Below are 25,992 nucleotides of genomic sequence, written 5' to 3'. Positions count from 1 at the left end.
CGATATGGACATCATAAATAGACACTATATAAAACTTGCTGCTGCTGCTCTGCTGTTACAGTTTTCGAGTTGTAAACCAAATTTGGATCTCTCCAATCCGCAGGAATTGTCGACAGACACCTATTATAAGACAGCAGATCAATTGGAGAATTCGGTTATACCTGCATACCAGGCGCTGATCGGGCGTACGCAGGGTGGATATGCACGTAGTTTGTATTTTGAGCTTTTGGCTCCTGGAGATGATTACAACCACACGTTTAAGTGGGAGCCTATGTATCAGGATAGCTACAATACGCCTGCGAGCGATGGGATGACAGCTCAGACCTGGAGAGATTTTTGGAACGGGGTATTTGCGGCTAATTTAGCTATCGACCGTATTCAGAAATTTGAGGGCGAAATAGACCAGAATAGAAAAAATAGACTGCTGGGGGAAGCGTATTTTCTGCGAGGTTTGAATTATCTGCATCTGGGAATGTTGTTTGGAGAAACCATTCCGCTAATGAGTAAACCTGTTGAAACAAATGAAGATTATTATCCAGGCAATGCACCGGCGGGAGCCGTTTATGCGCAGATCGTGGATGATTTCAAGAAGGCATCGGGATTGTTGCCAACACGGGCAGCACTTTATGCCGACAGTAAAATGATCGGTAGAGCGACAAAGGGTGCTGCACAAGCTTATCTCGCCAAAACTTACCTTTATAAACCCATTTTGGCCAAAGGACAGGCGGCGGATTTTGCAAATGCTGAGATTCAATTAAAAAGTGTTATTGATAGTAAGGAGTACCAGTTGATGTCCTCTTACAGGGACAATTTCTTGGAGACAAAAGAGAATAATCAGGAGTCTGTTTTTGAAGTGCAGCTTTATAATGGCCCGGGTTGGCTAGGTGACGATATATCGAGTTCGTGGCGATGGCAGGAAATCGGCATGTTTGACGGTACTGGTGGCGCTTGGTGGAATCTCGCTCCCAATAAAATGGCGCATGATCAATTTGAGGACGGCGATCCTAGAAAGTTCATGACTTTATGGTGTGAGAATGGTGCGAATTTTACGCAATTGGATGGTAAGGTCACCACTTATACGGACTGGATGAAAAATTTAGCGACTAATAAGGATTTATATGGCACAAGAAAATATTGTCCTGATGTTCAAATAGCGGATTATGATAATGGTAACAACGACCGCATTTTTCGGTATAGTGATGTGCTGCTTCTTTATGCGGAGTGCCTCAACGAGCGGGGGGATGTCACCGGAGCCAAGCAATACATCAACCTGGTTAGGAAGCGTGCCAATAATATCGTTCCCGATGAACAGCCGCATCTTTGGTATCAAAAATCGAATGGAACAATTCCTGACGTAGACGGATTGCTTGCGCAGGGTTTAGTAAAAAACGGTGTTTCATTGAATACCGTCAAAAATATTATCGTTCATGAGCGATTTGTCGAATTCCTCGGTGAATATCAACGGTATTTTGACTTGTTGCGGTGGGGAATGGCTGATCCTGTCTGGTTGGAGCCGTTGAAGAAAGGGGGCTGGTCGCCAAAAGCCATGTATTATCCTTTCCCTCAAGCTGAACTGGATAATAATAAAAATTTAAAAGGTAATGAGATGAACAATTGATCTGAGAAAGTTATTGGTTATTTATTCATAGTTAGTGTTAGGTGGGGGTGCCCTTTTTAGGGCACCTTTTTTATTGCCTAACGGCACAAAAAAAGGTGTCTGTGTCGATATTGTATTAGTATTCATCGATTATGTAGTTTCTTTGTTGGTTCAATTCAGGTATTTTTGATATTCAAGAAGATAACAGATTATAAACCAAATGCCTTTGTCGAACATCTTTAGGTGAGGCATTTCGCAGATCATCATATCATGGACAGAAGAACAGCAATTAAGTTTCTCGGTGCAACTATTCCGACCCTTTTCCTTGGTAAATTCAGCGCGGCACATGCGTACCTCGGAAAAGCTCCTTTTCACCCCGACTGGCGTTCGCTAGAAAGCTATCAGGTTCCTAATTGGTTTAGGGATGCTAAATTTGGTATATGGGCACATTGGGGGCCACAGTGTGAGCCGGAAAGGGGGGATTGGTATGCGCGAGGCATGTATCAGGAAGGGTCGGATCAATATACATACCATGTTCAAAAATATGGGCATCCTTCCATTTTTGGGTTTAAGGATGTTATTCATCAGTGGAAAGCTGAAAATTGGAATCCTGAAGAATTGATGGAATTGTACAAAAATGCGGGAGCCCAATATTTTATGGCCCTAGCAAATCATCATGATAATTTGGACCTTTACCGCAGCAGCCACCATAAATGGAACAGCGTCAATGTTGGCCCTAAAAAAGATATTGTGGGCGGTTGGGAAAGTGCAGCAAAAAAAAGAGGGCTTAAATTTGGCGTGAGCGTTCACGCAGCACATGCTTGGACCTGGTATGAAACGGCTCAGCGAAGTGACAAAGAAGGAAAGTTTGCCGGAGTTCCTTATGATGGTAAATTGACAAAAAAAGATGGTGTAGGGACATGGTGGGCAGACTACGACCCTCAGGAGCTTTACGCACAGGAGCATGAACTTAGTTTGGATAGCAAAGACGATCATACCGTCCATCGGCAATGGCATTGGGATGTCGACTCTGGCGTGAGTGTGCCTAATAAAGCATACTGTGAAAATTTTAAAGCGCGGACGATGGAATTGATCCATAATTACAATCCTGATATCGTTTATTTTGACGATACAGTGCTACCGCTTTATCCAATAAGTAATGTTGGACTGGAGATTGCCGCCGATTTTTATAATAAGAGCATGCAGGAAAATAATGGTAAAGTTGATGTAGTCATTAATGGGAAGATCCTGAATGAACAGCAACGTAAATGCTTGGTATGGGATATCGAACGCGGGCAAAGCAATACCATTGAACCGCAGCCATGGCAGACCTGTACTTGTATAGGCTCTTGGCATTACGACCGTCGTATTTATGATAATAATCACTATAAATCTGCTAAAACTGTGGTCCACATGTTGATTGATGTGGTCAGTAAAAATGGTAATTTATTATTAAGTGTACCTTTGCGGGGAGATGGTTCCATTGACGAGAAAGCCAAGGCGGTGGTACAAGGAATAGGAAACTGGATGGCTGTTCATCAGGAAGCCATCATTGGAACGAGACCATGGCTTATCTTTGGGGAGGGACCTGCACAGGAGGAGGCTCCGTCATTGAGTGTTCAGGGTTTCAATGAAGGGAAAGGAAAAGCTTTTACCAGCGATGACGTCCGTTTTACCACGAAGGGGAATGTCTTGTATGCCTTTATTATGGGGATGCCGACCGAAAAGCAAATCAAAATTAAGTCTTTAGGCCGTTCGGCCCCGAATTCGAGAAAAGTAAGGCGGATACAGCTGCTCGGGAGTGATGATCGTATTTCCTATCAGCAACTCGATAATGTTCTTCAGGTCTCCTTACCGGAGAGCTTCGCTCAAAACAACATTGCGATGGTATTAAAAATAACGTAAAGTTTTGATTTTTTCTGTTGCTACAGCATGTGTTGGATGCTGGATAAAAACGCTATAATTGTATCTCGCGGGATAGCAAGGCAGGCGGTATGACTAAAGCGCGCAATGTTGAAGCCTATGAAGTTACCGCTGCTATCGATAATCGGACTCCCGCATTCGTCGGAATGGATACGAGAATCGTGGATAAATACTCGCGGAAAATTATCCCTTCGCAATGACTTCCCTTGAGGAATGTTGTTTGCGGGATGCGGGTTTTCCCGAAGGTTCCATTTGGAAAGAATAAGTTTCGTTTGCAGCTCGTTCACGCCACGTCGGAAGCGAACTTCGAGTGTATCACCTGCATAAAATTGTTGCATCGCCGCGTTGATTTTAGCGGCACTCGCCACATCATGTCCGCTTAATGCGATTATTCCATCGCCAGGATGAAGTCCAGCTCGGTCTGCAGCACCCATGCTATCTACTTGTGTTAAGGTTGGAAGGCCTTGAATTTCTTGCATCTGTGCATCGAAAGTTCCGGGAATGGAAATTCTTGGAAATCTTTGGGGCAACATGCCGAGGACGCCGGTTTTACGCTGACTGGCCGAAAGTAGCGACCACAACTTTATTCCGAGTAAGGAATCAGGAATGTCTTGTGCGGTAGTCTTGGTTATTGTGAAAGCGGGAAATTTATGGTCACTGACCAGCGCTATAAGGTCGTTTTTGTCATCTCTAAGCAGGATCTTCAAGGCATAGGCTTTGTCTCCAAATTTGATAATTGGCGCTTCGCCGACCTGACTGCTTTTGGATAAAATTACCTGTTTATTGTTTGTCAGGTTAAAAGCAGTGCCTAAAATATGCAGGCTATCTCCACCTAATGTACTACTGATCGAAATGGACTGAAATTTTGTTTTTGGAGGTTTTACTGTTTTTTCTAATCCTAATGCCATGAGTTTCACCGCTAAAGGATCACTGTCCATTGAATCGTTCGCCGCGGGGTAACTATGGATCGCTGCTGGCTGGGTCAATGATCGCCAGTATCTGCGGTAGCTGTTTACGGGAACTTCGAAATTGGTGCCTTCAGGAGCATCAATACGGCTATGAAGACCAATTACTCGCCCTAGCGCATCAAATAAGGGACCGCCAGAATCGCCTGGTTCCATAATACTACTGCTTTGAATAAAACCATATTCATCCATTTTTTTTAGAATGCGTCCAGCACGGAGAAAGGGAATATTGAAGGGTAGTGTTTCCGGATACGATAGTCCAAAGCAGCGTTGGTTTTCAATGATGGATGAGGACCAGCCCATTTCTGCAAAAGGCCAGGGGCCTTCGCCCTGCATTTTCATCATGGCAATATCGGGCAAGTTATGCTGTTGGTCGACGACCAATCTTCCAAGCGCTTTAGCAATACCTTGGCTGCCATCGGAAAAAATAACTTGATAATAATTGCCGGGCTTTGTGGCATGTGCCACAGTGAGGATAAAGCCATCTGAGCGTACAATGACACCACTGAAAGGCGCACTATTTTGTTGGCGGCTTACACTGTAGATACCAAATAGTTTTATGGAAGCCGCTAGGGCACGTTCAATAATAGGCCTCGGTATTTCGCGGTCGGCGGTATGCCTCTCCTGTGCTGGGCAGTAGGTGGAAAATGTGGTGAGACACAGGATTTTCCAGATCATAAAATATCGGAGCATGCTGTTTTCAGGAAATTGTCTGGCGGAACGTGTCATACTACAAAGAAGCTGATTTAACGGTTTAGGTTTGGCTTTGAAAAGCATAGCTCAAAGGTAGCGGATTTGTGAGCCAAAAAACAAGAGTAAGGATACAGTTCTGAATAAATTACTGACTTTAACTGATTTTCAATGCAGTTTGCTGAAAAATTTATGGCTGAATTACTAAAATTATGAAAAACTCAATTATCTTTATCCACGAAAAGATGTACCGCTAGCTAAACGAATCTACCCATGAATTATACGAGCGAAAAAGAACTCCTTGAAGCTTTCCTAAAGGGAGAGGAGCAGGCTTGTGCGCATGTTTATAATCGTTATTTCAGCCGTATCTGTTTATATGCATCAAGCTTTGTGGATGAAAGCAAAGAAGCTCAAGATATTGCCGAAGAGGGCTTTATTCGCTTGTGGGAAAGTGGACGACGCTATGAGAGCTTGTCACATCTGAAGGCAGCACTCTATCAGGCTACCCGGCACATTGGGATCAATCACCAGACCGCCCGGAGCAGAAGATTGAATCGGGTGGATAGTTATATGGCGCAGCAGGAACAGCATCAAAAATCCTATCTGCATGAAATAGTTTATACTGAAGCGATGGCCGAACTATATGAAGCTATTCAGAAGCTTCCACCCAAAGCTCGCGAAATTATACAGTTGAGCTATCTCGAAGGCAACAGCAACCAGCAAATTGCGGATCTACTGCAGTTAAGTATCCAAACGGTAAAAAATCAAAAATTACGCGCCCTAGGCCTTTTACGCCAACATTTGAAGCGCGATTCTTTTAATTATCTACTCTCATTGATCGTTCTTTTTGGAAAAATTTAATTTTTTTTCAGTTGTCTTTGGTACTTTTTTAAATCGGTGTGGTATCTATAGATGAAATAGCTCAAAATGGATCCTAAAGAAGAAGAAAAACTTATCCTTATCAGTTCGCTTGTACTTCGTGAAATGCGGGGAACGCTCAGCGGCGAAGACCGTCTTTTTTTGGAGAGCTGGCTGCAAGAATCGATATGGAACCAACAGGTCTATCAACGTTGCCTGGATGAAGCACAACAACGTGAGGGGTATGCCCGTCTGGCGTATTTTGATAAGCAACATAATTTCGAGTCGCTAAAAACTAAAATTTCGTTCCATTCTTCAAAGGAAAGAGTTGGACTTGTGAAGCGTCTATGGCCTTACGTCGCTGCCGCGAGCGTGCTTTTGGCACTGTCTGTCGTCTGGTATTGGTTTCAGGACAACGGTCACCCGGTTGAAACGCAGCGGACAGTTGCAATTGACCGGCTTCCAGCCTCACATCAGGCTATCATTACACTTTCGGACGGTAGACGGTATGCATTGAATAAAGATGAAAAACAAGTGGTTATCAATGGGGGTAATATACGCTATGACGACGGTCATGAAGTAGCCTCGATCGATGCGGCGGTGTCTGCCAAAATAGAAACCCCTCGTGGTGGTACCTATGATGTCACTTTGCCCGACGGCACGCGGGTTAAGCTGAATGCCGGAACGATACTTTCTTATCCAACGGAGTTTGCAAAGGACAAACGCGAGGTCAGTCTCCAAGGAGAGGCATTTTTTGAAGTTGCCAAAAGAAAAGATCAGCCTTTTATAGTCCATACCAAAAATCAGCAGGTACAAGTGTTTGGAACGCAGTTTAATATTAATGCGTATCCGACATCAACCCAAATTAAAACAACTTTGCTAGAGGGTAGCGTACAGGTAAAGGAACTGATCAAAGGCCAAAAAGTAAACTTGCTACCTGGAAATCAGTCGGTCAACACTGGAACGCAGCTGATCAAACAATCCGTAAACGTACAGCAGGAAATCGCCTGGGTATACGGCAAATTTAATTTTGATGGAAAGTCACTTCGGCAGGTCATGGATGAACTGTCCCAATGGTATGCGGTTGATGTGGTTTATAAGGGCGATGTACCTGATGTTTCCTTCTTTGGAGGAACATTCAGAACGAGCAAGTTATCAACCATCCTCAATATATTAAAAGACCAGGATCTGTCGTATCATCTGACGGACGATGGGAAACTCATCATTGAACATAATGATTCTAAAGCACAGAAAGGAGGCCAGTAGAGAACAGAAAATTATACTTGACCACACAACATAAATTAACAAATTGGACAGTTAATCCACTTAGCTAATCAGTGGATTCTGCAATCTAACCTAACTAAACTAACTAGAATTAATGAAATTAAGTTGTTTTTCACAAGCGACCAGAACCCTTTTATGGCTAGTTTTTGCTGTCTTACTCCAGCTGGGCCAGAAGGTAAATGCGCAAACAGTAACCTATTCCGGGCGCAATGTTCCGCTAATGGATGTGCTGCAGGCTATCAAGATTCAGACGAATTATGAGGTGCTCGGAACCAAAAAAATGTTGGAATCGGCAAAGCCAATTTCTATCAAAGCGGACAAAATGCCCCTTAAATTATTTCTTGATAAAATATTAAGTCCGCAGGATATCGGCTATACAATTGAATCGAAGACAATTTTCCTGGAAAGGAAAGCTAGTCCACCGAAAGCTGAACCCAGAGGCCTTCCACAAGGGGGAAAACCATTGCAAAAGCAGATCCGGGGCCAAATCCTGGGAAAAGACCGGGTGCCTCTTTCCGGAGTGAATATTTCACAAATGGGTAATACCATTGCAGTAGCCGATCAAGAGGGGCGTTTCTCCTTTGTTGGCACAACGCAACCGCTTACATTAAGTCGGGTTGGTTATAAAAACTTCACCCTCGCTTTGATTGAAACTAAAGACGATTATAGCATTGTGATGGAAGAAGAGGCAAATGCACTGGAGCAAGTGGTTGTTACGGGTTATCAAGTGCTAAAAAAAGATTCCTATACGGGAACCGCGATTACCAAAAGCGGTGATGAACTGCGGCAGGTAAATCCGCAAAACGTGCTACAAGCGATGCAGGTATTCGATCCATCGTTTAAATTACTCGACAATAATCTTGCGGGCTCCAATCCGAATGCCTTGCCAAATATCAATGTGCGTGGATCGTCGTCACTGCCTACTGGTAGCGGTGAGGTATTACGAAGAGATAATATTACGACGGCCATCAATATGCCGGCGTTTATTTTAGATGGTTTCGAAGTCAGTGTTCAAAAAGTGCTCGACCTTGATATGACCCGAATAGAGAGTGTTACAATTTTGAAAGATGCGGCGGCGACAGCGATCTATGGCTCTCGAGCGGCCAATGGCGTTATGGTCATCACAACCAAGATGCCTAAGGAAGGTAAATTGCAATTGACTTATACGCATGAAAGCAATGTAAATACACCTGATCTCACAGGATACAGTTTATTACATGCAAGCGATAAATTAGCTTATGAGAAATTAGCAGGACTATATGATCCGGTCATACAGCAGCGATCAAAAGAAGAGCTGGATGAAAAGTACTATAACAAATTAGCGAATGTATTGGGTGGGGTAGATACGTATTGGTTGTCCCAACCCGTTCGCACTGCGATTGGACAAAAACATGGCCTTTACGTTCAAGGTGGAGCTGAAACTTTCCGCTATGGTGTAGATTTACGTTATCAAACTCGACCTGGGGTAATGAAGGGTTCAGGACGAGATCAGTATTCAGGAGGCTTAAATTTTACGTACAATGTGAAAAATAAGCTCCGATTTCAGAATGAACTTGCGGTAACGATAGTGCGAGGTACGGAATCCCCTTATGGCTCATTTTCTGAATACGTGAATATGAACCCATATTATCGAATGACTGACGACAACGGCAATATATTACAAGAAGTGGATACATGGAACCGGCGTACAAACGAGGGTAATTTTAATCGAGAAGTTGTATTAAATCCACTTTATAATGCAACATTAAATAGTTTTAATAAACTCAGCTATACCGAATTGCTGAACAACTTCTCGGGGGATTTTGATTTGGGTAATGGTTTGCGCTTAGGTGGTCAGGTAAGTTTATTAAAACGCCTCAACGCAAATGACAATTTCCGCTCACCGTCGGCAAATGATTTTTATACCTATGCTACTTCTCGTACAGACGAAAAAGGCAGCTATGAAAGTTATTCAAATAACGAATTGTATTGGGATGCCAATCTACGCTTAAACTGGATGCGTACCCTTGATAAACATAGTTTTAATATTGTTGGAGGTACTAATATCCGCACAGAAAACTTCGACGAGCGTTCATTCAAGGCGATAGGATTTCCAAATGACCGATTTACTAGTATAGGATTTGCTAAAGGTTATGAAGAGGGGGGAAGTCCGGCAAGTAGCATCAGTGCTTCACGATTATTTGGTGTGTTTTTAAGTTCAAATTATTCCTATGACAACCGTTTTTTGTTTGACGCCACATTTCGTATGGATGGTTCATCAAAATTCGGAGCGAATAGACGGACGGCCCCATTTTGGTCGACTGGTATTGGATGGAATATGCATAAAGAATCGTGGTTCAGCAATGACGTCATCAGTCAATTAAGATTAAGGGCAACGGTGGGTCTTACAGGATCGGTACAATTTGATCCATATATGGCCCGTACCACCTATAGTTATGATAAAAGCAATTGGTATTCATCGGGCTTGGGGAGTTCAGTTAGGAATTACGGAAATGAAAACCTGACTTGGCAAAAAACACAAAACACGGATCTTGGGATCGACCTGGGGCTTTGGAAGGATCGTTTGACGATATCGCCACGTTATTATTATAAAATTACAAGGGATATTTTAGCTGATATTAATCTAGCTCCTTCGACGGGTTTTAGTTCATACAAGGAGAATTTAGGTGATCTGGAAAACAAAGGTTTTGAAATTAATGCAAATTGGATTCCGATTCGAAATGAGCAGTGGACCCTAAGTTTGATGGCCAACTTGGTCCGAAATAGAAATAAGATTGTCCGGATATCAAATGCCCTAAAAAGCTATAACCAGCGGGTCGATGAGGCTCAAGAGGGAGACGATTTAAAAGCTGTACCGTTATTGCGCTATAATGAGGGACAATCTTTGGATGCAATTTATGCTGTTCCGTCATTAGGTATTGATCCAGAGAGTGGAAAAGAGGTATTTCTGAAAAAGAATGGTCAATTAACGTATGATTGGGATTCACGTGATATTGATGTTGTTGCTGTGGCAACGCCAAAACTGGAAGGATTTTTTGGTGGAACTTTGCGGTATAAACAATTTATGGTAGTGGCCTATTTTCAAGCTAGGTTTGGTGGAAAAACCTATAATCAGACGCTGGTTGACCGCGTCGAAAATGCCGATCCACGCTATAATGTGGATAGTCGCGTGTTAGCGGAAAAATGGAAAAATCCTGGAGATGTAACTTTCTACAAAAGCATTCAAGATCTTGGCCAGACCCGTGTTTCTTCTCGCTTTATTATGCCCGATAAATTGTTGGCCCTTCAATCGTTTAATTTGTCATACGATGCCCGTAAAGAGTTTGCTAAAAAATTGGCCTTATCTAGCCTACGTATAGGTGTCATAGCTAATGATTTGTTCCGTTGGTCTTCCATTAAGGTGGAACGAGGGATTACTTATCCTTTTGCACGAAGTGTCACGTTTACCCTTCAGGCAGGTTTATAATCGAAAATATAAGAGTAGACAATATGAAAAATATTCATAAAATTTTAATACTGATATCCACATTGAGCTTATTTTCCTGCGCTAAATGGTTGGATATACAACCAGAAAGTGATGTAGACAAAAATGTGCTTTTTTCTACTGAGGATGGGTTTAAAGAGGCATTGTTAGGGGTATATACTCGTGCGTCAAAAAGTGACTTGTACGGATTGGAATTGACCATAGGAACGCCAGAAGTTTTGGCTCAAAATTATGTCATGTCCAGTGGTGATAAATTAAGGTACGAGGAGACTAAAAAATTTAAATATCAAGACGCTAATTTTATTACTAGGAAGGATAACATTTGGAAGGGTCTGTACAATGGGATTGTAAATTCGAATTTAATTTTAGAAGAGATCGATAAGAAGCAGAAACTATTTGTAGGCAATAACTACGCATTAATTAAAGGAGAAGCTTTGGCATTGCGGGCTTATCTTCATTTTGATGCGCTTCGACTCTTTGCTCCTTCTCCAATGCTAAATAGCAAGTCCGATGCCATTCCTTATGTAACAAGCTATTCGAATAAATCAACCAAGCTTTCTACGGTGGCGCAAGTGCTAGACTCAGCAATTCGAGATCTGGAAATAGCTAAAAATCTCCTAAAAGTGGACCCAATTAGGCAGCCTTCTTATCTAATAGGCTACCCAATTATAACGGATACTTTAAAAAATTCAGAGTTAAATAGCAGTGAGCTGTTTTTACAAAATAGAAGACACCGATTGAATTATTTCGCTGTTTGTGGTTTGCTGGCTAGGATTTATTTGTATCAGGGCGATCAAGTGAAAGCCTTAGCTAATGCCAACGAGGTTATCAATGCGAACAAATTTCCGTGGACCAATAAAACAGATTTTTTGGCTTTAGAACCTGATAAGAAAGATCGCATTTTTTATAAGGAATTGCTTTTTGCTTGGTATATACCTGCCATGAGCGGAACTTATAATAATGACTGGTTTGTGGACGGAACGGTTGGGATGTATTTGGACGAAGATGAAACGCGAACCATCTATAATGTTGCTGGCGATGGGGGCACGGATATACGATTCACCCAGTGGTTTGAAAGCAGGAGTTTGGGCACGCAACGTGCATCTACACTTCTGAAGTTTAGGAGAAATTCATTTAGTGACAGTTTTAGCGCTAATCTACATTATTTGGTCGCTCCGGCGATCAAATTAAGTGAAATGTATTATATCGCCGCTGAATGTACTTATGACAGTAATCCTACTAAAGCGCTAGCATTAGTGGATGAGGTGAGGGAACACCGCGAGATCGGGAAAAAATTGCAAGTAAGTACAAAGAATCAATTTATCAGCGAACTAGTCAAAGAATACCGAAAAGAAATGTATGCTGAAGGGCAATTGTTTTATCTCTATAAGCGGTTGAATTTACCAATCAACGGCCAACATGGTGAGGTTATTCCGGCTAAACAGGAAATTTTTGTCTGGCCGCTTCCTGATGATGAGATTATTTATGGACAACGTTAAAAGATAATTACATGAAATTTAACCCTATTTTATTTATGTTATTAGGCGTCCTCTTGCTGTTTTCTTGTAAAAAAGCAAGCTTGATAACCTACGACCAACCAGCAAACGTCTATTTTGACCTGAATGATGTCGATCGGGATAGTATCATTTACACCTTTGCTTATGATTTGGGAAAATCGAGTGATACAGTTTACGTTCCCATAAAGGTTATGGGGTATCGCGATGCTAAACCTCGAAAATATGAGGCCTATGTTGTAGCTGATTCATCTACGGCTAAAACAGGAATACATTATGACAAACTGGACACGGCATATACCCTAAAGGCAGAAGAAGGCCGAGCTTACTTGCCCATTATTGTACATAATGTAAAGGATCTGGAGGATCGTGCTGTATCATTGATCATCAAATTAAAAGAAAATTCAGATTTCGGTATCCGAAATCCAGATCTTATTCGTGTCAAATTGGTTTTATCCGCAAAATTGGAGCGCCCAAGTTGGTGGGACAATTGGTTGAATAATTATTCTCAAGTGAAACATCAGTTATTTTACATTGTAACTGAGCAGAAGTCGCTAACCACAAATGGCTTAGATGCCCCTAAAAATCTATATTTCGTCAACCTTTTACTAGCTATGTTGAACGATCCATTTAAATGGGTCAACGATCATCCGGAAAAAGGTTATGCACTAACTACAAAAGATAATGGCGAAACATATGATTTTTATCCTATTAATAATCCCGGTAGGAAAATATTAATTAAGAGAAATAATGCCACTGGTAAGTATTTCTTTATTGATGAAAATGGAAAGGAGGTGAGATAACATGAAATTCAACAAACTTAAGCTAACTGCAATAATTAAATATAGTTTAATCCTTTTAATTTGCGCCTTTTTTTACGGTTGTTACAAGGATAAGGGGAACTATTCGATACATATTCCCAATGAACCTATTGTTCAGGGATTGGATACAGTCTATGAAGTACGTGTCGGGGATAGTTTGATCATTAAACCGAAAATAACGGGTGTAGAGCTAAGTAATCTATCGTACGATTGGCAAATTAGTGCGCCAGAGGCCATTGATCCAGAGGCAAATCATTACAGCGGGGCGACTTTACGCTTGGCGTTTGGGCTAGGAGCAAATCAATATAAGGTGAGGTTTACCATTTCAGATCTTAGCAATGATATGAAATATTTCCATGATTTCTATATTCAAGGAATTACTGAATTTTCCAAAGGTTCACTTGTGCTGTCTAACGACAAGGGCGTAAGCAAACTTACTTTCATAAAACCTGATAACTCGATTTTGCCAAACATTTATGAAATTATTAACAATGAGGTGTTGCCATCAGAACCGCTTCACATTATTTATGCCAATCACTCCATTGCCAATACTCCATTAGCGTATTGGTATATAGGAAAGCATGGAGGGGTTCGCATGACTTTGGAAGAGCTCAAAAAAGAAAAGGTTAAACCCGGTACGTTGAAAGAAAACTTTTTCTTACCACCAGAAAATATCGATGTTGGGGATTTGCAAATGTATGAGCAAGGGGTGCTGCTTGGGGTTATCAATGGTAAATTTTATGGTGGGGCTACAACCACCTGGAATCAAAGTAATACTTACGGCATGTTTGGCACACCTGCAGATGGAAATTATGTGTTGGCGCCACAATTTATTATTACGAAGGTACAAAATGACCATTTCATTACAGCCTATGAAAGTAACAAGAGACAGTTTGTACGGGTTAATCTGTATGGGGGCGCGATGTATTTTGGTACGCAATACAGTACGGTTGGCAGAGAAGTATTTGATCCGACTAATGTGAAAATGGATCTTATGCAAATGGTACAGATTAATAGTACGGATATTTATGCGTATATGAAGGATGATGCAGGGAAAATATATGAACTTAAATTTAAGACCGATTTTATGCGGGAATTTAAGTTTGAGGCATTACAGAAAAAGCTGTTTTCTCATTCCGAGTGGATACATGCAGATACAAAAATGGTTGCGAGCCGTGTAGGCTATATTTATATTGCTTATCAAGATAAAGTATTTAGATATAACCCATTGAATGAACAAGTGCAAGAATTGCAAATGGCTTTCAAATCAACAGTTACATTACTAAAATTGGATGAAAGTGAGGATACGCTGATTGTTGGCGCCGGAGGATCGCTTTACTACTTAGCTGTACAGGTTGGAAAAAATGGCGAGCTTGTCAAGAAAATTGATGGGATTCCAGGCGATTTGGTGGATATAACTTGGAGAAAGTAACATTAACAAAATATTTAAATAACTCAAATAACTCAAAAAAAGATGAAAATTTTAAAAATTGTGCTATTCCTGTTCGCTGTTAGCCCTTTTGGGCTGTATGCACAACAAGGCGGCTTTTACATAAAAGGAACTTCACCAAAAGCTTTTAATGGTAAAAAAGTGTATCTAGATTATACAAAAGACGGATTTCCAGTCTCGGATTCATCGGCTATTGTGGATGGAAAGTTTAGTTTCAAAGGAGCTGTTGAGGAGCCTGCTTACTCCAGAATGGTGTTTGATCAGGACGGTAAAGGTAAATTGATCGCACAAAATATCGGGGATCGGTTATACTTTTATTTAGGCAATGAAACTTACAACATAGCTATCAAAGATTCGCTGCGTTCTGCTGCCATAAAAGGATCGCCGCTGCACGATGCTTACGTTTCTTATTTAAAGGAAATTGGCGGTGGTTTCATGGATATCATTGATGCGGGGAATAAAGCCTTTGGGGCTGTGAAACAAGATGCTCCTGATGCTAATGAGCAGTATAAGGCCATCCATGAGCAGTTTGAAGCGCGGTTTGAAGCACGACGGGTTAAAGAGTTGGCTTTTGCGGCCAAAAACCCCAATTCGATCTTTGCGGTGGATGCACTTATTGATGCGGCCAATAAACGTAAGCTCAGTGAGATCGAACCGCTATTTTTAACGCTGTCCAAAGAGGTGCGTCAAACCACGAATGGGAGACAGCTGGAGGCTCGTTTCTTGGCGGAAAGAAGTGTGAAAATTGGTCATAAAGCACCTGATTTTTCACAGCCCGACACCCAGGGGAAAATGGTCAAGGTATCCGACTTTAAAGGCCAATATGTGCTGATCGACTTTTGGGCGAGCTGGTGTAGCCCCTGCCGTGCCGAAAACCCTAACTTATTGAAGGCCTACAACAAATATAAAGGTAAGGGGCTAGAAGTACTTGCAGTCTCTTTGGATGATACAAAGGGGAAAAATGCCTGGTTAAAAGCGATCAAAGATGATGGTTTGCCCTGGGTACATGTCGCAGATCTAAAGGGCTGGAGCAATGAGGCAGCGGTATTGTATGGTGTGCGTGCTGTACCGCAAAATTATTTGGTAGATCCTCAAGGAAATATTGTTGCTATCAATATCAAAGGTGAACTGTTACACCAGGAGTTGGCCAAAATTTTTGATAATTAATGGTCAGAGACGCCGTATTGTTATTCCCTTTAATTCTAAAAGGATAATATTTTTGGAAGAAATGGCAATATCGACGAGCATCTGTATCGCTGATTATGTTTTAAGGCTAGGGATTGGATTCCCTAGCTTTTTTATTTCGTTGTTTCTGTTAACAATTCAAGCATGCTTGCCGCATAGTTTTTACCCAGCTTTCGGTATCCAGCGGGGCTGAAATGCAATCCATCGCTTATCCCTTCGCAGCCTGCGGAGGATACAATATGGGCTGTCGGTACAGTGGCGGGCAAAGTTTGGATGATGCTGTTCATACTTGCGCATTTGCCACCGGCTTCGGCCGATAGGAGTTCGCCTGCAAGTAGGGGCACTTCATCTGCTCTCAAGTGCAAATCGCGCAATAGATTTTCATACACTTTTTTCACTTTATTAGGCCATTGGCGATCGCCAGTGTTGGATTCGCCCTGATGAAGTAAGATGCCTTTGATTACACCTTTCTGTTGTGCTATCTTGGCTAATGCTACAAGTCTTTGATACGGATTATTGTCATAAGCTGCAAGCATGGATTTCATCCACTCCGGTGCTTTTGCCACATAGCTGGCCGTGCTGTCTTGATCAAATAACTGTATATGACAACCACCTACCGAAACGTTGATGACACCGATCTCGATATTTTGAGGAAGATTTTCTGTAAGCGTTCTGCCAAAATAATCTGCAGGTGTAAGTCCCGTGTGGCAGCGCGTGAGCGGTGCACGGGCGGGAGACCACTTGCCATACTGCCTTCCCAACTCGGGACAGTCTACTGCCGCAAGTACATGGAACCGACTATTGGTGATGGTATCCTGTGGTTCGAATTGGCCATGCCCCTCCATATTGGATTGTCCAAAACAAAGGTATATATGAAAGTTTTTGTCTTGGGCGAAAGCTGCTGTTCTTAAAACGTTCCCCAGCAGGAAGATGAACAGTAAGATTTTAAATGGTATTTGTCGCATCGTGGAGTTTTTTATATTTCTAAAATTAACATATTTCGCGGTAAGCACAGCTTACCGCGAAAAGATATTATTTAGTTCATCGCTATAAATTTGAATTTGAACAATTGACAGGATGTACCGTAGTAGTCCCAAAGCTGCAGGTTGGAGTTCCCATCCATTGTACAGCTGGGGATATCCCATCCGCGTGTAGCATCGACTTTTGATACGATTTTGTAATATCCATTTGCTACAGCCGTTACCTTCCATGTCTGAGCATCATTGCTGTAATTCTGCCAGAGGCGGATGGAGGTTCCCAGTGCATTGCTGTTACTGGCTAGATCAATGCAACGATTGCTGGCACTCGCTTTGGATACAAAGCGCCAATATCCGTTACCGGCATCGATCGCTACCCATCGCTGTGCATTTGCACCATTTCTAGTCCAGGGTCTGAGTACAGCACCATCCGCATCCTGACCTGATTTTAAATCAAGGACTTTGTTGGCGTCGGTTTGGAATTCAATCTCGTAAATCCCATTATTGACCAGACTAGTGACATTGCAGTTAGACATCGGATAATTGGAGGCAGCATATTGCTGAAACCATTGTTTGCTTGGTGCTGCACATGCTTCCCAATCGTTGTTGTAGGCTGTGCCACCATTGGGATCTCCTTTGTGGAGCAGATTGTCCGGAGCAAGAAGATTCCAGCTCACATTGCCGGATTGATCCACGATATACTTTAAATTTGCTCCAAAGCCATTGCCACCAGCGGTACCTGTGGAACCTGTACCGAAGGTACCATACCCTTGTGGAGCCCAGTCTGTCTCTGTAATCGCGATCGGCGCAATGTCAGCAATAGGTTTCACGTTTGTATTCCAGGCACTTTGAAAGGCTTGATAAGTATTGACACCACCCCAGTACCCTGGATATATATGTACCGCATAGCCGATGTTACCACCAGTAATCTGGTTATTGACATAGCCTTGGTAATGGGACTGCCAACCGGTACCGGGTATCCAGCATACGTTATTGGCACCGTTGTTACGGATAATATTCACCAATGGCTGGAAGAAATTTTTCAGTGCAGCGAAATGCTCGTTGCCAGTCATCCCCCAGGTACCATTTGTTCCCAATATTTCAACGGGCTCGTTGGCCAACTCAAACATCACATTGTCTGCATTCTTCAGTGAAGCGTGCTGCGAAAGAAAAGTCCATACCGTCTTAAGATAAGTATGATACGCATCGTTCACTGCAATACGGTGCGGGCATACCCCCGGCGGACGTAAGATAACATACATACCTCGGCTACGGGCGTGATTGATCAAAGGAATAATAACCTGGTTGGTGTAGGTAACCAAGCGATTATAGTTAAACCTGGAGATGTCGTTTTCAGGAATGGGCGCTCCTGGATCGTTGGTCCAATAAGGGTCGATGTGGAGACGAATGTAATTCAGGTACCAACCATCGGTTGCACTGGTGAGTTTGTCAATGACGGCTTTGTTGTAGTTGAGGGCACCTTGTACATTGTAGTTATCCCAGGTACAGTACCCTGAGTTGGCACCGTACTGACAGCCGTTGAACCATGGGCTTGGAGTAATGGCGACCCCATGAAGGACGATGTTGTTATCGCATGGATCTTTGAGGTACTTTCCTCCTACATGTAATGTTGGAGTTGGGCGAGGCCAGTTTGTAACGGCTTGCGCAGAAACATTGGATTTAAGACTTCTTTCGGATTCGCTGGTTAGCGTTTTTTCTTCCAGCCGCGAACAGCTGAAAAGGAAGGTCATTAAAAAGACCACCAGTAACCACATGTTGTTTGTTCTCATAATTTAAATATTTAAGGGTGATTAATGATCTTATTTTTTAGCTACCAATGCCTCGGCCACTGCCTGATAGGCTGGCTTTCGGACAAATCCTTCGGTCCATAAACCAATCGGCTCTCCGCGACGCCAGAATGAACTCTCCTGATCGGGGCTATCCAATGGGCTCCATATGGTAATACCGTACTGCTTATCCTTTGGAATGATTTCGAGATATTTCTCAACGACATATCTGTACAGGTCAGCTTGTTTCTGATACATTTCAGCCGTGGCATTGCTAGTCTTGATGCCATTTCCTAAGCCAATGTCCAGCTCGGATACTTTGATCATCTTACCTGTGGAGGCCAATAGATTGAACATACTGACGATATTGTCTTTGCTGGTATTGATATCGATGTGCATCTGGGTGCCGATCCCATCTACTTTAACACCTTTGCTTTCGATGTAGCTGACATACGCGATTAGCCCCTTACATTTGTTGCCACTGCCTTCTAAGCCATAATCATTGATGAATAGGAGATCGTTGGTATTGCCATATTTGCGGGCAAGCTGGAAGGCTTTTACGGCATAATCTTTCCCTAAGTAATCCTGCCAGTAGAATTCGTCATCCGCCAGATCGGTCTTTCCGATTCCGGTCTTTAAAGCATATTGGTCTGGCCAGTCGGACATCGGTTCGTTGACGACATCCCAAGCTTTGACGTAACCTTTGGTTTTTTCCAGCATACCAGCAATAAATGTCTCCAGCGCTTTGGTCAGTATGGCTTCTTTCTCTGCCGGTGTTTTTTCAATAATGTAGCCTCCAGGACTGCCATAGCCCTCACCATCTGCTGACTGTGCCCTAGTGGAGTTGTTTCCCCAGCCGCCCCAGCCATCGATATTGCTTTCAAAATCCCCGTTAGCAATCAGATTAGCTGAACTACCGGTCTTTGTGAGCACAACTTTGTCGATGAATATAGTACCGTCGTATTGGCCGAAATTGATAATAAAATTATTTCGAGCAGCAGTCGCTGTTACTTTAAGCTCGTAGGCTTTATAACTTGTGGTCAATGCCAATGACCCCATATTGTCTGCGGTATATTCGGGGGTGCTCTGCAGATCAATGCTAATATTGCCTATTTTGTTGCCCCGGGCGACGATCTTTAAGACATACTCTTTCCCCACCTCGATGGAATTAATGGCATAGGCTGTCTGTGCTTCCCAAGGGTTGACAACGGAAGGATTACTCATTTTTAAAGCATGACCAGCTAGGGCTGGCCCGTCGGAACCTGGTATTTCCACAGGTGCTATTAATTTATTGAGATAGGCCGCATTCTGTCCCGAGTGCCAGCACAGCGTATGCCCATATAAAGCCATATTGTTTTCCTGTGCGGCCGTGATAAGCTGCTCCACACGGGATAGGTTGAGGCTACCGTCTGCCTGCACAATGGAACCATGCTTCATTTCATAGCCCATGACCATTTCTTCAAAATTTCGGTTGGCTAAGCGGTAAAGCACCCCTTTATTTAAATAGTCGTTTATATTGAGCGCCACACCCAGCTTAAATCCGGGGTTGGCTTGCTTATCCAAATAACTTTTTAATGGGTTGTAGGCATTTATATCTTCTTGTGCAAGTACTTTCTCCGGTTTGTCGACGGCGTATTCCAGGGCATGATATTTGGAACATGAACTCCATACGGCGCCGAGCGAAAGTAGGATGACGATAGTTTTATTGATTTTTTTCATCGCGGTTCATAATTGATTTGATACTACTTTTTAGTGGGTGTAAAAGTTTCCATTTTGACAGATCTGTCCCGCATCACGAGGGTATCCTTGCTTGTGACACTCATTTGTGCCATATCGATCGTATAGGATAGATAAAGTGCATCTCTGTCTGCATTGCCCCAGCTATTTTTTTCGCCCCGTTTGACAAACTTTCCGGTCCCTGACGCGGATACACCCGCGCTGCCCGAGCTAACGCTGCAATTGTTATCATCATCAAAAGTTAAGTTCAGATTGACATTGATATTAACATTATCAGTTCCCTTAAAAGATAGCGGCAAAATCGACTTTTTAAGTGCTGCTGTGCTGACGCTTTTGACTTCATCTTTTTCGACATAAGCCTGGTGCCTGACAACATTTTTAGTCAAGTTGCTGTTAGCACCTTTGCCCACGATCTGGTCGGTGCCCCGGCGGAGATAATTGCCGTGCCAAGGATTGATATATTTGAGTGCATAAAAGATAAAATCTTTTGGCGCGACATCCCAATCGGATGCGATAGCCCTATTGGCTGCCTGTAAAGAAGTTTTACCGGATAAGATAGAATCAGCATTGGCAACTTTTGTCATCCTTAATGGGAGGACGTAATAGGTCTCCAAAGATTTAGGGTCGGCAAAAAATGCGTCTGTCAGCTGTACCTCTACACCGCCCGTGAGGCTACCATTTGGTATGCTGATCTGGTTGCTGGCAAGTTGGTAGTAACTGGTCGGCAAAGGTGTGATCGACTGCCCATTCGGGTAGCTGAGTCCATTTGTGAGGCTGTTGTCGACAACGAAGTCAATACGAATATCTTTCTTGTTGTTATACACGCCGCCCGTAGTGGCCATGACTTGAACCTTATGTTGATTGTCGAGGGTGTTGTCAAAGATGTCTTCGCCCAGCGTTACCGTTCTGACGGGTGTCTGATAGGCGAAGTATACCGATTGAAATTCAAAGTCTGGGAACTCCCAGTCATTATTTTTGCAAGACGCCAAGCTAACTAAGGCCATCGCGTAGAGGATATTGATCTTTTTCATCGTGTGCTTGTTAAGTTTAATTCCAACCTATATTTTGTATAAGATTACTGTATTTAAGTACCTCACTGTAGGGGATTGGGCCATAATTCATATAGTTTTCATAGACTCTATTTTCTACAGGTATTTCGGTATAGTTATTATTAGTGATGCTTATTCCCTTGGCGGCGACATTGATGTCCATTTTCCAACGGCGGAGATCCCAAAAGCGAAACCCTTCAAAGCAGAGCTCCAGTCGGCGTTCGTTTCGGATCAGCTGCCGCATTTGATCTTTATTGTTTTTTACTTGCTCGAGGTATGGATCACCATTGTTGGTGCCTACACCTGCACGCCTGCGGATAGCTTTGATGATATCGTATGCAGAGAACGTAAAGGTTCCCATGCCGGTAGGTCCCCAAGCTTCATTAGCAGCCTCGGCATAGGCTAGATACATTTCTGTCATGCGTATACGTGCGTTGAAATGCATTTGCTGGGTTGAAGATGATGGATTGAGATTGACATCCTGACGTAGGAGCTTTTTCAGGTAATACCCCGTCCGTGTGGAGGTTTCCACTTTGTTTAAGCCGTCATTTGTTGGACTATTGGCTGTTGTATTGATCGCTGTATTGCTGACCCCCGCTGTTGCTCCATTGACAATGATATAGGTTTTCAATCGGGGATCCCTTTTGTCGTAAGGATTGGCCGTATTATAGGCCGAATTGGCATCGCCAATGGGATATCCATTCTCCATGGGGAAGGCATCGACCAGGTTCTGTGTCGGGTTGAGTCGCCCTCTGCCAAATAATGTGGGCGGAAAATGGTCTTGCTCCATACTATTGCTATTTCCTTTGTCGGTGCGCCAAAGAATTTCGGCCGGATTGGATCCGGAGGTCAGGCCATCGACCACATCTTTATTGTACCAGGTAAATCCTTTAGGATCGATGCCACTGGCTCCACCTTTGGCTTGAATGACCTGTCCTGCATAGTTTGCGGCTTGTTCCCAAGTGGTTTTGCTCCCTTCACTGTATGCTGGACTTGCAGCCAGCAGCGCTGCTCTGGCTCGAATAGCTTGTGCGATGCGTTTGGTCATCCGTAGTTTAAATGTAGCGCCAAATACACGATTGTAATCATTGGCGTTTATAGATCCTGCATATTTGGCTGGAACCTGACCATCGCTAGTTATATTTTCGTAATCCATTGGTAGTAGGTCTTCTGCATTTTTTATATCATCGTACAACTGTTGCATACAGGCTTCAAATGAAGCTCGAGGTTGATTGAAATCCGAATTGACGGTCTCGGGAGTTAAATGAATAGGTACGCCCAGTATTTCCCCTGTACTTGACTTGCCGGCATGTGCTTGTAGGAGATGGAACATAAATAGCGCACGAAGACCGTAGGCTTCGCCTTTCATCCGGTCGTTGAATAGGGCGCTGACTTTTGGTTCCATTGCCCATTCTACCTGATCGGTTAAGGACAGAAAATTGTTTAAATATTGTATGGCTGCGTAGCTGTTTCGCCATTGATCGAAAGGGTTGTTTATGCTTGTCCACTGTCCGGTTGCCGTTTTTAGAAAAGTATTGTTCTTGTCGTTGCTCACGGCATTGTCGGTTGCTACATCGTCAAAGCTGTAACTGTTGCTCGGAATCCGGTTATATCCATTTAGGAGCAGTCCCTGGGCATACAAAGGACGGCTATTGGCTGTTTCAATTTCGAGATTGTTCTCTAGAGCCGGCTCAAACATATCTTCGCAGGAAGAAAATAACAGGCTGCTCAGGATAGCTATCGTTAGTATTTTTTTCATCATTCTCTTTTTAACTATTCATGATTAAAATAAAGCCTTTAGACCGACGTTGAAAAATCGGGTTTGGGGCGCTTGTCCAATATTCAATTGCATGGTTTCTTTCTCTTTTGCAATCATCAACAGGTTGGATCCATTAGCATAAATTCCCAGTTCATGGATAAATTTGGAGCTGAGTATACGTTTGGGAAAATCGTAGGAAAGCTGCACTTTGGACAGATTGATACGATCGTTCTTATAAAGCCAAAAGTCTGAGCTTCGAAAGTTATTATCGCTGTTGAAAGTGGTTAGGCGTGGGTAAGTTGCGGTCTCCTTGGTCGACTCGGTCCAACGGTCACGCACGGCCACCGAATATTTATCCTCTGCATCTACCCAAAAATATGAACTGTTTTTCATGGCCTTGGCACCGAATTGGCCTGTAGCAGCTGCAAATAGGGTAAAGTTGTTCCATTTCACTGTTAGGTTCAGTCCTAGTGTAAGTGGCGACCCCGCCCATCCGCCTTTGCCCAAATATACTTCGTCTCGTGTATCGATGGTGCCGTCTCCATTTTGATCTTTATACTTAATATCCCCTGGCTTTACTTCCCCAAATGAGGAGAAGGCCGAATTGTCGATATCGGACTGGCTCATATAGAAACCGTCGTGCTGTAAACCCCATAATGCATCAAGCGGTTTTCCGGCTCTATTTTGATAGCTAAACTGATAGAGTTCGTCCCTCTTGACTGCTTTTGTCGTATAATACATGCCATTGAAACCCAGCGATACAAAAGTTTGGTTGATCTGTTTGTTCAGATTGATGCCGAAGTCAATTCCCCGGCGTTCGTCAATGTTATAATTGATATAGGGAAGATCCGAGTAAACAGGCCAACCTGTCATGAAATACATGGGATATTGGGTTGTGGCCTGTACCAAACCGCCGCTCATACGATTAAAAAAGTAAGCGGTAGTGAAGGTGATCAGGTTATCGTAAAGTCCTCCTTCCAGGGCGACGTTAAATTCCTTGCGTTTTGGAAACTTCATGCTTGGATTGTCCCCTCTTCGTCTGTCAAAAGAGTGCACCAATGCACCATCTGCCCAGCTATACCAAGCTCCGTCGTTGTAGGTGTAATAGCCTTGATAAAGGAAATAATCGCTAATGTCCAGATCGGTGTTTAGAATACCTGCTGAAGCGGACAATCTTAACTCGTTGACGATACTACTGTTGGCGAGGAAGTTTTCTTTTGACAAACGCCAGGCAAGTGCCAGTGTTGGGGATAGGGCTTGCCTGTTTCCCTGTGGTAATTTTGCAGAGTGGCTGTAAGCGCTACTAAAGTCAACATAATATTTGCTTGAATAGTTGTAGCCTAATTGTAGTCCTAGGTTAGCATTGCTGACTTTATGATAGCTGCCGGAGGCAGCGATCTGAAATGCATTGGCCAAAAGGATTGCCGAAACATGGTGGTTGTTATTGTAGGTGCGGTTAAAGTTTAGGGAGCCATTGAGTCCGATGGTCTGCCGATAGGTACTGCCGCTGATATTCTGGATACCTGAAATGCGGTCATCGCCATACTTTGTGAGGCTACTGATTCGATCTTTTCCATCGTAGTTATTCCATGAAGCCTGATACACCGCATAATTGTTGTTGTAAGACTGGTTGTAATTTGACTGATAGTCCACGGCGAGGTTAGTTTTAAAAACAAGGCCTTGCAGTATATTTTTCAAGTCAAAATTCAAACCCGTATTAAATTGAAACTGCCGGTTGAGATAACGATTTGTGCCACCGGCATAAATATTTGCAAAAGCATTGGTTTGGTCAAGCTGACTTCCCCCCAGGAGATATTTGCCATCGATAAGAAAATTACTGTTGTTGACATAGACCATCGAGTTGATGTCTCCTTCTTCAATCATATCAATCGGGATGAGTGGGGAGAAGCGATGTGGCCGTATCGTGGCCGCTGCATCCCAATAGTTTGCATTTACTCCTTTTAAAACATAGAAACTGGCTGCTGCATCTACATTTAATGAGATGAGGTCGCTGACTTTGACATCTATATTACCGCGCATATTAAATCTATTGGCACCACCATTTTTTTTCGCTTGTCCAAAATTGAGCATAGAACCTTCTGACCAGAATCCAAAGTTGGTATAGTATTGCGCCCGCTGGTTGCCCCCCGATATTTCGGCAGTCGCATCGTAGCGGTTGTAATGATCTTTAATATAGTCCGATGAATAATAATCGACGTTAGGGTAGCGAAAGGGGGTTGTTCCAGCTGCATGCTGATAGATCGTTTCAGCACTATAAAGCGGTGTTAACCCATCATTTTGTCGGGCTTCGTTATACAATGTCATATATTCTGCTGAGCCTAAGTATTGCGGATAGCTTATCGCAGCGTTGATACCAGCATTCGCCCTGATTTTGATCTTCTGCCCCCCGGCCGTTCCACGTTTTGTGTTAATGCTGATGACGCCTTTGGCCGCCCGGCTCCCATAAAGTGCAATGGCATTGACTCCTTTTAGCACACTGATCTGCTCGATCTCTGTGGGCATCACATTGTTGGCATCGCGCGGAAATCCATCCACTAAGACCAGATAACCGCTCATTCCCCAAATATTTCCATTATAACCTGGAATAAATGCGTCGAGATTTTCTAGACTGTAGGTATTATAGCTCTTATCGAGCAATTGAGGAATATTGATGGTCTGCACATTGCCCATGAGATCATTTTTATGAACTTTGCGGAATGCGACTTGTACAATTGATGTACTATCTGTGCCGCTACTGTCTGGACTTGCGACTGTCAAAAATTTCCGGAATATATTTTTATCTGTTATAGCGTTTGGATCATGTGATGCTTTGGCCATTCCTTCAGTGGTGGCGATCGAGCTTAATCCAAGACATAGTGCTATCGTTAATTTTTTGTACTTCATTTTTTGAA

The 25,992-nt window shown here is 43.0% G+C and carries 16 protein-coding genes; 9 read left to right on the top strand and 7 right to left on the bottom strand.

The genetic code is table 11. From position 1 onward, the window contains the following. The first annotated feature begins 4 nt into the window (after positions 1-4). Positions 5-1,618 carry a RagB/SusD family nutrient uptake outer membrane protein gene (locus J2X77_RS06155; protein ID WP_293884960.1) on the top strand — a complete coding sequence of 538 codons (1,614 nt, stop codon included), beginning with the start codon at positions 5-7 and terminating at the stop codon, positions 1,616-1,618. 249 nt (positions 1,619-1,867) lie between these two features. Further along, positions 1,868-3,502 carry an alpha-L-fucosidase gene (locus tag J2X77_RS06150; protein ID WP_310079671.1) on the top strand — a complete coding sequence of 545 codons (1,635 nt, stop codon included), beginning with the start codon at positions 1,868-1,870 and terminating at the stop codon, positions 3,500-3,502. A 20-nt stretch (positions 3,503-3,522) separates the two neighbouring features. Here the strand turns inward: J2X77_RS06150 and J2X77_RS06145 are convergent, their stop codons facing one another. After that, the gene (locus J2X77_RS06145) at positions 3,523-5,214 is read right to left on the bottom strand and encodes a trypsin-like peptidase domain-containing protein (RefSeq protein ID WP_310079669.1); all 1,692 of its coding nucleotides are present in this window, start codon (positions 5,212-5,214) and stop codon (positions 3,523-3,525) included. Positions 5,215-5,448: 234 nt separating this feature from the next. Here J2X77_RS06145 and J2X77_RS06140 point away from each other — a divergent pair, with 234 nt between their 5' ends. From J2X77_RS06140 to J2X77_RS06110, 7 genes are all read left to right on the top strand, one after another. After that, positions 5,449-6,036, top strand: coding sequence for a sigma-70 family RNA polymerase sigma factor (locus tag J2X77_RS06140; RefSeq protein ID WP_310079667.1), 588 nt, complete (start codon positions 5,449-5,451; stop codon positions 6,034-6,036). Positions 6,037-6,102: 66 nt separating this feature from the next. Next, a complete protein-coding gene (locus J2X77_RS06135; RefSeq protein ID WP_310079665.1) occupies positions 6,103-7,299 on the top strand; it encodes a FecR domain-containing protein in 1,197 nt (398 codons plus the stop codon). Positions 7,300-7,411: 112 nt separating this feature from the next. Beyond that, positions 7,412-10,783, top strand: coding sequence for a SusC/RagA family TonB-linked outer membrane protein (locus J2X77_RS06130; protein ID WP_310079663.1), 3,372 nt, complete (start codon positions 7,412-7,414; stop codon positions 10,781-10,783). Between the two features lie 23 nt (positions 10,784-10,806). Then, positions 10,807-12,300, top strand: coding sequence for a RagB/SusD family nutrient uptake outer membrane protein (locus tag J2X77_RS06125; RefSeq protein ID WP_209574999.1), 1,494 nt, complete (start codon positions 10,807-10,809; stop codon positions 12,298-12,300). An 11-nt stretch (positions 12,301-12,311) separates the two neighbouring features. Beyond that, positions 12,312-13,118 carry a DUF4843 domain-containing protein gene (locus J2X77_RS06120; RefSeq protein ID WP_310079661.1) on the top strand — a complete coding sequence of 269 codons (807 nt, stop codon included), beginning with the start codon at positions 12,312-12,314 and terminating at the stop codon, positions 13,116-13,118. Position 13,119: 1 nt separating this feature from the next. Further along, positions 13,120-14,568 (top strand): PKD-like family lipoprotein, encoded by a 1,449-nt coding sequence (locus tag J2X77_RS06115; protein WP_310079659.1) that lies wholly within the window; start codon positions 13,120-13,122, stop codon positions 14,566-14,568. A 42-nt stretch (positions 14,569-14,610) separates the two neighbouring features. Further along, entirely contained in the window at positions 14,611-15,753 is a 1,143-nt protein-coding gene (locus J2X77_RS06110; protein WP_310079657.1) for a TlpA disulfide reductase family protein, read from the top strand. A gap of 131 nt (positions 15,754-15,884) precedes the next feature. Here J2X77_RS06110 and J2X77_RS06105 read toward each other — a convergent pair whose 3' ends face one another. The 6 genes from J2X77_RS06105 to J2X77_RS06080 form a co-directional block, all read right to left on the bottom strand. After that, complete coding sequence (locus J2X77_RS06105) at positions 15,885-16,736, bottom strand: sialate O-acetylesterase (protein WP_209574991.1); 852 nt, start codon at positions 16,734-16,736, stop codon at positions 15,885-15,887. A 71-nt stretch (positions 16,737-16,807) separates the two neighbouring features. Then, a complete protein-coding gene (locus tag J2X77_RS06100) occupies positions 16,808-18,538 on the bottom strand; it encodes an RICIN domain-containing protein (protein WP_310079655.1) in 1,731 nt (576 codons plus the stop codon). Between the two features lie 30 nt (positions 18,539-18,568). Then, on the bottom strand, positions 18,569-20,254 hold the full coding sequence (locus J2X77_RS06095; RefSeq protein WP_209574987.1) for an endo-1,4-beta-xylanase: 1,686 nt from the start codon (positions 20,252-20,254) through the stop codon (positions 18,569-18,571). A 23-nt stretch (positions 20,255-20,277) separates the two neighbouring features. Next, positions 20,278-21,303 (bottom strand): DUF5627 domain-containing protein, encoded by a 1,026-nt coding sequence (locus tag J2X77_RS06090; protein WP_209574985.1) that lies wholly within the window; start codon positions 21,301-21,303, stop codon positions 20,278-20,280. A gap of 16 nt (positions 21,304-21,319) precedes the next feature. Further along, on the bottom strand, positions 21,320-23,080 hold the full coding sequence (locus J2X77_RS06085; protein WP_209574982.1) for a RagB/SusD family nutrient uptake outer membrane protein: 1,761 nt from the start codon (positions 23,078-23,080) through the stop codon (positions 21,320-21,322). Positions 23,081-23,104: 24 nt separating this feature from the next. Then, positions 23,105-25,984: a SusC/RagA family TonB-linked outer membrane protein gene (locus J2X77_RS06080; protein ID WP_310079653.1), complete on the bottom strand. Its 2,880-nt coding sequence runs from the start codon at positions 25,982-25,984 to the stop codon at positions 23,105-23,107. Between the last annotated feature and the right edge of the window lie 8 nt (positions 25,985-25,992).

Source organism: Sphingobacterium sp. 2149 (assembly GCF_031455655.1).
In the GTDB taxonomy this organism is placed as follows: Bacteria; Bacteroidota; Bacteroidia; order Sphingobacteriales; family Sphingobacteriaceae; genus Sphingobacterium.
This window is presented reverse-complemented; position numbering and strand designations above follow the sequence as displayed.

Excerpts from the sequence above, each read along its gene's own strand:
- J2X77_RS06155 (WP_293884960.1), top strand. The coding sequence starts at position 5 with ATGGACATCATAAATAGACACTATATAAAACTTGCTGCTGCTGCTCTG.
- J2X77_RS06105 (WP_209574991.1), bottom strand. The coding sequence starts at position 16,736 with ATGCGACAAATACCATTTAAAATCTTACTGTTCATCTTCCTGCTGGGG.
- J2X77_RS06090 (WP_209574985.1), bottom strand. The coding sequence starts at position 21,303 with ATGAAAAAGATCAATATCCTCTACGCGATGGCCTTAGTTAGCTTGGCG.
- J2X77_RS06085 (WP_209574982.1), bottom strand. The coding sequence starts at position 23,080 with ATGAAAAAAATACTAACGATAGCTATCCTGAGCAGCCTGTTATTTTCT.
- J2X77_RS06140 (WP_310079667.1), top strand. The coding sequence starts at position 5,449 with ATGAATTATACGAGCGAAAAAGAACTCCTTGAAGCTTTCCTAAAGGGA.
- J2X77_RS06150 (WP_310079671.1), top strand. The coding sequence starts at position 1,868 with ATGGACAGAAGAACAGCAATTAAGTTTCTCGGTGCAACTATTCCGACC.
- J2X77_RS06145 (WP_310079669.1), bottom strand. The coding sequence starts at position 5,214 with ATGACACGTTCCGCCAGACAATTTCCTGAAAACAGCATGCTCCGATAT.
- J2X77_RS06080 (WP_310079653.1), bottom strand. The coding sequence starts at position 25,984 with ATGAAGTACAAAAAATTAACGATAGCACTATGTCTTGGATTAAGCTCG.
- J2X77_RS06120 (WP_310079661.1), top strand. The coding sequence starts at position 12,312 with ATGAAATTTAACCCTATTTTATTTATGTTATTAGGCGTCCTCTTGCTG.
- J2X77_RS06125 (WP_209574999.1), top strand. The coding sequence starts at position 10,807 with ATGAAAAATATTCATAAAATTTTAATACTGATATCCACATTGAGCTTA.
- J2X77_RS06110 (WP_310079657.1), top strand. The coding sequence starts at position 14,611 with ATGAAAATTTTAAAAATTGTGCTATTCCTGTTCGCTGTTAGCCCTTTT.
- J2X77_RS06135 (WP_310079665.1), top strand. The coding sequence starts at position 6,103 with ATGGATCCTAAAGAAGAAGAAAAACTTATCCTTATCAGTTCGCTTGTA.
- J2X77_RS06095 (WP_209574987.1), bottom strand. The coding sequence starts at position 20,254 with ATGAAAAAAATCAATAAAACTATCGTCATCCTACTTTCGCTCGGCGCC.
- J2X77_RS06100 (WP_310079655.1), bottom strand. The coding sequence starts at position 18,538 with ATGAGAACAAACAACATGTGGTTACTGGTGGTCTTTTTAATGACCTTC.
- J2X77_RS06115 (WP_310079659.1), top strand. The coding sequence starts at position 13,120 with ATGAAATTCAACAAACTTAAGCTAACTGCAATAATTAAATATAGTTTA.
- J2X77_RS06130 (WP_310079663.1), top strand. The coding sequence starts at position 7,412 with ATGAAATTAAGTTGTTTTTCACAAGCGACCAGAACCCTTTTATGGCTA.